This window comes from Parafrankia sp. BMG5.11 (assembly GCF_004337455.1).
Genome location: NZ_SJXI01000045.1, coordinates 36298 through 43167, shown reverse-complemented (window position 1 = coordinate 43167; position 6870 = coordinate 36298). Strand labels below are relative to the sequence as shown.

Here is a 6870-nt window from a genome sequence, read left to right as displayed (position 1 = left end):
CTTGGCGACGCTGGAGAGCTCCGCGCAGACGGCTGCGGCGGCGGTTTCGATGCCCTTCTTCAGGGCGATCGGGTTCGCACCGGCGGCGACATTACGCAGGCCTTCGCGGATGAGAGCCTGGGCGAGAATGGTCGCGGTGGTGGTGCCGTCACCCGCGACGTCGTTGGTCTTCTTCGCGACTTCCTTGACGAGCTCCGCGCCGATCTTCTCGTACGGGTCCTCGAGCTCGATCTCCCGGGCGATGCTGACGCCGTCGTTGGTGATGGTGGGGACGCCGAACCTGCTCTCGAGGACGACGTTGCGACCCTTGGGGCCGAGCGTGACCTTGACCGCGTCGGCCAGCTGGTTCATGCCGCGCTCCAGGCCGCGCCGTGCCTCTTCGTCGAAGGCAATGATCTTCGGCATATGGGGTGTTTCCTCCTGGGCTTGGGCCATGCGGAGGAGTGCCGGCCGCCGGCGGGTGCCTGACAACGAAGACGATGGGCTCGCGTGGCCCAGGCACCCGTCGCTCCGGAGGTTGGCACTCGACCTAGCTGAGTGCCAGCCACTGTATAGCTCTCGGCACCCCCGGAACCGAGGCCATCACCACCCCGCGTGATCGAGCCGAAGGGAAGAGCGCGGTGTACTGGCGACCACTCCGGGCGCCGATCCCGCCCGGCGCGAGAATTCGCAGGGGAAGGCCCGGGTCCGCTTGCGTTCGGCTCGCGCCGGTGTCCACCGGCGCCCGCCGGAGCCCGCGCCGGCAGCCGGTAGGTCGGCACCGAGGTGCTCCGCCTCGTGGGCAACCCTGTTGGTCGGGCCCGCCGTCCAGCCCTTCAGTGCCAGTGCCGCTTGAACCCGTCACCTGGAAGGCCTGATATGCGACGCAGCGAGTTCACCGTCACCGCCGACCATCACCAGTTCCTCGTGTACAGCGGGAACTCGCCGGTGATCACCGCTGCCTCCGCCGGCGACACCGGCGACGGTCTCGTTGCCGTCAGCGATGGGGGACTGAGGATAGTCACGGGGACGAACTACGGTCCGCTCGCCGTGCGGGTCGAGCTGCACAACAACGAGCCGCCGCCGCCCACGGCCGAGTGGACCGAGGTATCCGAGGTGAGTTTCCGCGTCCGGGTCGGCCCGGTGGAGGTCGGCACCCTCGTGGGCGGGCCGCTTCCGGTGAGGACGGTCTCGGTATTGCGGGAAAGGCTGCCTTCGGCATCGGTGGCGTCGTCACCTCCTGGGATTACCGGAGGTTGACAGAACCCTCGCAGGACGACCCATTTCCTCGCTTCGAGGAGTGTCTTCCGGAGCCGTCCGTGGTGGACATCGGCTGGGTCTCCGTGGAGGGGGGACACGCGTCAAGTTGCGGCACGAGAACCTTCCGGAACTTCTTGGTCCCGCTGTGACTGATCTGTGGCGCTACTATCTCGCCAGGCTCGTGCGCCATTGCGAAACGGGTACCTGGGGCGACCACCCGTGGGACGACGCGCGCCGTACCGGCGGGCGTCCCCAGGCATCTCGACGCCCTGCTGGATAACCTCCTGCTACTGCCGTTGCGAAACCGGGGACAGGGTGTCGCTGTCGAGAGTGACGCCGAGATCGGACTCCAGGTGCGGGACGGAGTTCGAGCGGGGCCGGGTCAACCGCACCGACGAGATGCGCCATCTGCGGTCCGGCGGCGAACCGGGGAGGTAGTCGTGGCCGAGGCTGTCCGCCGCCTCCGCGATCCGGCGCACGTCATCGGACCCGCCGTCCCGTTCCCAGCCGGGATGCGTTCCCGGCACAAGTGACAGGACGGGCGTGAGGAGACCGAACTCCGTCATGAGAGCCGACCTGGCGTGACTGGACCTTAGTGAATGAGCGAGCACTTATCTCGGTGGTGGTGCGCTCGCCGGCCTCGCCGTTGACGGCGCCCACGCTGTGCCGCGTGGTGCCGGCTGCTCCGGGTGCGGCGGGCCCGACGTGGCTGCGGCCGCGCCTGACGCGAAGTCGGTGATCTTCGACGGCATGGGCCACCAGCTGCCCCGCGAATGTGGCGGGTGCTCGGCGGCCACATCCCTGACCTCGGTCATCGCGAAGAAGGGCGACCATCGGCTGGTCGGCCATCCGTGTCACCCGCGGGTATGACCTGTGCCGGCATCCTGCTCGTCGCGCGTGCCGAACGTGAGCCGGGTATGGATCTTCAAGCGGTCCGGAATCGGCCGACCAACTGCGGAAATGCATGCTCGTAGGTCGACCAGTTGACAGAAAAGTGATCGCTCACAATACTGGGCGCCATCCCGGAGTCGAGTGCTGGAGGTGGCATGGACGACCGGGTCGGTAATTCGGAGAGCGACAGCCGCGCCGGCGTCGTCTGTGTCCGAAGGGAGAGGTGGGACGGGGCGCGGGCGATATGCACGATCCTGTGCTGGCCGGCATGGATCGCATCGCGGGGGCGGTGCGACCGGTATCCGGCGGTGGTTCGAGGTGGAGTGTTGCCACGGATGAGCGGGTGTTGATTTTTCGCGGAGGTCGTCCGGGGTAGTTACGCTGCCTGTGCTCATGCGTGACCGCCTGAGTCGCATGGTGTTGTGTCCGCGTGGTGATTTTTCCTGCGGCGGGTTTCGTGGCGCGGGCGAATGTCGAAGATCGCGAGCGCGTCGCGTCGGCGCTGGGAACTTCGAATCGCCTGTCCGGGCAGTGGTTGCTGTCCATTTTCCGCATTGCACCGCGCCGCGCACCGGTGTCGTGAGCTGACGCATCCTTTTTCGCGCCGCTGGATGGGGAGGTTCAGGCGGCCCTGTGCCTGCGCGAAAAACGTCCAACTGATTTCTGTGTGCCATAGGTCCTCAGGGGGCGCCGAGTGGCCTCTGTTCGGCGCGCCGGCAGGCCCGGAACCGGCCGAACCACTGCGTTCCCTTGGATCCATACATCGCACCGCCGATACGGGGCGGCGGCCTTTCGTAGTGCGACGGAAGAGATGGAGACACCATGTCTGACAACGCTTCCACACCCCTGGAATCCGGCCCGGGGCTGACCCGCCGGAGGATCCTCGGCACAGTGGCGCTTGGCGCGGCTGCGACTGGTGGGCTGGCGGCCGGCCCTGGCAGCGGACGGGCACGGGCCGCCACAGCCCCGCCGGACGCGGCCGTCACCGAGCAGCGGGAGCGGGCCGTCGTCATCGGCAGCGGATTCGGCGGCGGCGTGACCGCGCTGCGGCTGGCACAGGCCGGCGTGCCCACTCTTGTTCTGGAACGTGGCCTGCGGTGGCCGACGGGGCCGAACGCGACGACCTTCTGCCGCTGGGCGAACATCGACAACCGGTCCGCCTGGCTGACCGACCACAGCACGACCCCGGGCGTGGACAAGACCTGGACGCCCTACACCGGGGTGATCGAGAGCCTGCCGGGCGACGGCATAACGGTCAACTGCGGTGCCGGCGTCGGTGGCGGCTCGCTGGTGTACCACGGGATGACACTGCAGCCGACCAGCCAGAACTTCGCGGCCTCCATCCCGGAGGCCGCGAGTCTCTACCGCGACCTGAACCAGTGGGCCTACCCCACCGTCGCCACCATGCTGGGCGTCTCCACGGTGCCGAACGACGTGCTGAACGCGGATCAGTACCGGTCGTCCCGGCTCTTTCTGGACGTGGCCGCCAACAGCGGCCTGGAGCCGTTCCGGGTTCCGCTGCCGGTCGACTGGAGCTACGTCCGGGGTGAGCTCACCGGTCAGTACGAGCCGACCTACACCACCAGCGACATCGTCTTCGGCGTCAACAACGGCGGCAAGCACTCGATCGACGTCACCTACCTCGCCTCGGCCGAGGCCACGGGCCGGGTACGGGTAAGCCCACTGCACGTGGTGCGGGACGTCCAGATGGACCCGGACGGCCGCTGGGTGCTCTCCGTCGACCGCATCGACACCGGCGGCACCGTGCAGGAGAGGAAGCGGATCACCGCGGACGCGGTGTTCCTCAACGCCGGTTCCGCCGGTACCACGCGGCTCCTGGTCAAGGCGCGAGCCAAGGGGCTGGTGCCCGACCTCCCCGACGCCATCGGCACGAAGTGGGGAAACAACGGTGATCGGATCTACGCCTGGGTCGGCATGAACGGTGATCCCGGCACCCGGCAGGGCGGCCCGGCGTGCGTGGGCGGCCGGGACACACAGGGGCCGATTCCGGCCACCATCATCCATGCGGGTGCGCCCGCCGACACCGGCGGCGTGAAGCTGATGACGGTCGTCGGTTTCGGGATCGTCGACGCCGCCGGCACGTGGGCCTACGACCCGAACACGGACGACGCCAGGCTCACCTGGCCGGCGACCGGTGACGCCGCGCTCCAGACCCAGATCGCCGCCCGGATGCAGGCGATCGCCGCCGCGGGTGGCGGGCTGATGATCGACACGAACGCCCAGGCGAACTCGACATGGCACGCCCTGGGCGGGGTGCCGATGGGATCGGCGGTCGACCTGTACGGCCGGATCATCGGGCACAAGGGCCTCTACGTACTCGACGGGTCGCGGATCCCGGGCTCCACCGGTGCCTGTAACCCATCCATGACGATCGCGGCCCTGGCCGAGCACAGCATGTCCACGATCATCCGTGAGGACGTCGGACGTGTCTTCTGACGGCACCACCGCTTCCTGAGCCTCCGCGCGGCCGCATCCGGCGGGAGCCGTCCAGGTTCCCGCCGTGAGGGCGGCGCTCCCCGCCCGATGCCCGATGTCCGACGCCTGCACCTGGAGCGTGAGCGTATGCCCGACGGCCGGATTCGCACGCTGATCGTCGAAGCCGACCCGATGACAGCTGAGGCCCACAGCGTCTATGTGGAGAAGCTCGCCGGCTTCACCGTCAGCGGGGTGACCCACACCGGCGCCCAGTGCCTGCGGCAGCTCACCCGTGACGACCACGATCTCGTGCTGCTTGATCTCACCCTGCCGGACATGACGGGCTTCGACGTGTGTCGCACGCTGCGGTGCCGGGGGGCCGTGCCGGACATCATCGCCGTCACGGCGTCCCGGGACGTCGCGACCGTGCGCACGGCGGTGGCCTACGGGGCCGTCCAGTATCTGGTGAAGCCCTTCGGTTTCGCCGCGTTCCGGAGCCGGCTCGAGTGCTACGCGGCGTTCCGCAGCGAGCTCATGCTGGGGCGCACCGGCCCGATCGGCCAGCGTGAGGTGGACGCGGCCCTCGCGGCGCTGCGGCCCGGAACCACCCTGTGGCCTGAGCAGCCCAAGGGCACGTCGATCGCGACTCTCGACGCGGTTGTCGCCTACCTCCGGCAGGCGGCCGGGCCGATGTCGGCGGACGAGATCGCCAGCGCTGTGGGCCTGTCCAGGGTGACGGCGCGTCGATACCTGGAGCGTCTTACCGATCAGCGGCTTACGAGCCGGACGCAACGGTACGGGCGGCCCGGCCGGCCGGAGCACCTGTACCAATGGCGAGACGTCCGCGTCGCTTCGACCAGATAAAGAACACTATGACCGAAATCGTGACTTCTCCCTGACGGTGCGCGATCTTGTGTGTCAAGATGCCGACCATGTTGGAGACCTGAGTGGACGAAGTGAGCGCGCAGCCGGCTGACCGCGGCGAGCGGGACGTCCTTGTCACCGGAATGGGCTTCTGCCTCCCCGGCGAAGACGGTCCGGCCCTCACCGCCGAGGAGGTGTGGGACATCGCGTCGAACGGGCGTTCCTGCCTGGTCAAGGACGGTATTTACCACGGTCGGGTCGATCTGGCGCCGGAGATGTTCGAGGAGCGGCTGCCGGAGATTCCCAAGCTGTACTCGACGCAGCTCACCAAGTCGCACCGCTTCGGGCTGATCTCCTTCGTGGAGGCGTGTTCGGACGCGAAGATCGATTTTCGTGCGGGCGCCCTGCAGCACGCCGCGATCCTCACTGGGCGAGGGGGGCTCGACGACAACATCGACCCATACCGGGCCCTGCAGGAGGCGACACCCGAGACGCTTTCCGCGGACGCCGCGACCGCGTTGTTCATCCGGGCCCAGCTCGGCATCACCTCGTACGACGTCACGCTCCTGCAGGCGTCGATCGCCCGGTCGACGGGCCCGAGCTTCACGGTTTCCTGTGGCTGTTCCTCCTCCACCATCCAGCTCGGCAACGCCCTGCGGATGATCGCCGCCGGGGAGGTCGACATCGCGGTCGTCACCGGTGTCGACGCGTTCAGCATGGACCTGATGCGCAACGCGCAGCGGCTTCTGCTCGCCGCGACGCGCGGCGGCCCGCAGCCCGGCGCGGACACCATGCCCGAGACGCTGCCGTCGATGGACCGGCCGATGCGCCCCTACGACGTCCGCGCCGACTGCGTGAACTTCGGCGAGGGCTCGGTCACCGTGGTCCTGGAGAGCCGCCGGCACGCCGAGTGGCGCGGAGCACACGTCTACGGGCGCCTGATCGCGCAGGCCACCACACGTGACGGCCTTGCCAGCCCACTGTCGCTGGACGACTCGGGCGCCTCACTGGTCGCCGCGGTGCGCAAGTGTCTCGGGGACCGCTGGAGCATCGACCAGATCCCGTACATCAACGGTGGCAGCGACGGTGACATGAACGTCACGAACACCGAGGCGAACGCCGTCCGGGAACTGTACGGGCCGGCGGTCCCGTCGGTTCTTCTCAGCTCGCAGGAGGCGTGTTTCGGGCACAGCGGGGCCCAGTCCGGAAACCTCGGCCTGGCGTTGACTCTCCTCATGATGGAGAAAAGCCTGGCGTGCCCCACCGCGAACTGTGAGCAGCCGATCGAGGGCCTGCCTTTCGACCCGATTCCGGGAACGCGGCCGCGGCCGTTGCGGTTCGATCACGCGCTGAGCTTCACCTACCAGATCGGCGGCCTGAAGAGCGTGATCCTCATGAGTTCCGCCGATGCTTCCTGACGATGGTTCCTGAACATCTGAA

At 68.4% G+C, this 6870-nt stretch carries 7 protein-coding genes; 5 read left to right on the top strand and 2 right to left on the bottom strand.

Annotation, left to right across the window (positions count from 1 at the left end):
* Positions 1–405: TCP-1/cpn60 chaperonin family protein (locus E0504_RS29160; protein ID WP_306769276.1), on the bottom strand; the 405-nt coding region annotated here is incomplete at its 3' end.
* 453 nt (positions 406–858) lie between these two features.
* On the opposite strand from E0504_RS29160, the gene E0504_RS29155 reads away from it, so the two are divergent.
* Positions 859–1239: a hypothetical protein gene (locus E0504_RS29155; RefSeq protein WP_112108789.1), complete on the top strand. Its 381-nt coding sequence runs from the start codon at positions 859–861 to the stop codon at positions 1237–1239.
* 287 nt (positions 1240–1526) lie between these two features.
* Here the strand turns inward: E0504_RS29155 and E0504_RS51435 are convergent, their stop codons facing one another.
* Complete coding sequence (locus tag E0504_RS51435) at positions 1527–1805, bottom strand: hypothetical protein (protein ID WP_200835467.1); 279 nt, start codon at positions 1803–1805, stop codon at positions 1527–1529.
* Between the two features lie 755 nt (positions 1806–2560).
* Here E0504_RS51435 and E0504_RS50545 point away from each other — a divergent pair.
* From E0504_RS50545 to E0504_RS29135, 4 genes are all read left to right on the top strand, one after another.
* Entirely contained in the window at positions 2561–2713 is a 153-nt protein-coding gene (locus E0504_RS50545) for a hypothetical protein (RefSeq protein ID WP_165938641.1), read from the top strand.
* Positions 2714–2952: 239 nt separating this feature from the next.
* Complete coding sequence (locus E0504_RS29145) at positions 2953–4587, top strand: GMC oxidoreductase (protein ID WP_112108788.1); 1635 nt, start codon at positions 2953–2955, stop codon at positions 4585–4587.
* 126 nt (positions 4588–4713) lie between these two features.
* Positions 4714–5430 (top strand): response regulator, encoded by a 717-nt coding sequence (locus E0504_RS29140; protein ID WP_112108787.1) that lies wholly within the window; start codon positions 4714–4716, stop codon positions 5428–5430.
* 92 nt (positions 5431–5522) lie between these two features.
* Entirely contained in the window at positions 5523–6848 is a 1326-nt protein-coding gene (locus tag E0504_RS29135; protein WP_373693950.1) for a beta-ketoacyl synthase, read from the top strand.
* Positions 6849–6870: the final 22 nt, after the last annotated feature.

Coding starts and splice junctions, on each gene's coding strand:
- E0504_RS29155 (WP_112108789.1), top strand. CDS start 859: ATGCGACGCAGCGAGTTCACCGTCACCGCCGACCATCACCAGTTCCTC.
- E0504_RS51435 (WP_200835467.1), bottom strand. CDS start 1,805: ATGACGGAGTTCGGTCTCCTCACGCCCGTCCTGTCACTTGTGCCGGGA.
- E0504_RS29145 (WP_112108788.1), top strand. CDS start 2,953: ATGTCTGACAACGCTTCCACACCCCTGGAATCCGGCCCGGGGCTGACC.
- E0504_RS29140 (WP_112108787.1), top strand. CDS start 4,714: ATGCCCGACGGCCGGATTCGCACGCTGATCGTCGAAGCCGACCCGATG.